Annotated in this window: 1 protein-coding gene; it reads left to right on the plus strand. The window is 39.8% G+C overall.

What is annotated here, in order from left to right; genetic code table 11:
- Positions 1-96: 96 nt before the first annotated feature.
- A protein-coding gene (locus tag CSV77_RS16680; protein ID WP_233212298.1) for an IS3 family transposase occupies positions 97-1,427 on the plus strand; the annotation gives its coding sequence in 2 pieces (ribosomal slippage) (positions 97-478 and positions 478-1,427; 1,332 coding nt in all).
- Positions 1,428-1,466 lie beyond the last annotated feature (39 nt).

The following is a 1,466-nucleotide window of genomic DNA, read 5'->3' on the forward strand; positions in this document are numbered from 1 at the left end:
TAAAATGTACCCTATACGATAGACACTTTGAAAAAAGTCTATCCTATGGGGTACTTTTGTTTATAATTAAGAAAAAAGATGTGGGAGCGGATAAATATGACTGAACGATTGTTTACCACAAGAGAACAAGAACAATTACAATGCAATCCCAACGTACAGGCAGTTAGTGACAAATCCATCACGTATACCGATGAATTTAAACGCCATTTTATTGCAGAAAACGAAAAAGGGAGAATGCCACGAGAAATTTTTGAGGAAGCCGGCTTAGATGCTGATTTAATAGGTATAAAACGAGTTAGATCTTCAGGAAAGCGCTGGCGTGCTGCTTACCGAAAATGTGGTGTAGAGGGCTTACAGGATACACGAAAAAACAATTCAGGTCGTCCGATAGAACGTGACCTAACACCACAAGAAACAATCGAACGACTTGAAGCGAAGAATCGTTTACTACAAGCGGAGAATGAACTGTTAAAAAAGCTCGATCTACTCGAAAGGCAGATGATGAAAAAGAAATCACAATCCAAACGACACGGAAATACGAACTAATTGACTACACCATCCGAACGTATAAATTAGCACGGTTGGTGAGCTACTTATGCGAAATCATGGAAGTCTCCCGTTCGGGCTACTATAAGCACTTTGAAGAGAAATCTAAACAGAGACGTGCAACACAAGAACAGGCAGATGAAGTCGTAAAGGAAATCATTTTACGAGCCTATCATTTTCGAGGAAGAAAAAAAGGGGCACGCCAAATTAAGATGACACTTCAGAATCAGTATGGCATCACGTATAACCTAAAACGTATCCGCCGTATTATGAAGAAATTTGAGATTATCTGTCCGATCCGCAAGGCCAATCCAGCCCGTCGTATGGCCAAGGCGACGAAAGAACATCGCACATGTGAAAATAAGCTACAGCGTGAGTTTAAGCAAGGAGTAGCTGGAAAGGTATTATTGACCGATATCACGTATTTGACATATGGAAATGGCAAACGTGCTTACTTGTCAACGATTAAAGATGCCCAAACGAATGAGATATTAGCCTATGAACTCTCGTCTTCTTTAGGCCTGGACATCGCCATGAGTACGCTTCAGAAACTAAAGAAACATCGTCATATACTGACAGATGCCTTTATACATTCAGATCAAGGGTTTCATTATACGAATCCTAGATATCAAACAGCTGTGAAGAAAATGGGGTTAGGGCAATCGATGTCACGTAGAGGAAACTGTTGGGATAACGCCCCACAAGAATCATTTTTTGGTCACTTTAAAGATGAAACCAATATAAAAGATTGCGAGACACTAGAAGAAGTGAGACGAGAGATTAAGAGTTATATGACGTACTACAATCATTATCGAGGTCAATGGAATTTGAAAAAGCTGCCGCCTGCAAAATACAGACAACAGCTTCAACAAACAGTCTAGGCTTTTTTAAAACTGTCCTTTACAAAGGGTACATTTTAA

It is taken from the genome of Sporosarcina sp. P16b (assembly GCF_002743065.1).
GTDB lineage: Bacteria > Bacillota > Bacilli > Bacillales_A > Planococcaceae > Sporosarcina.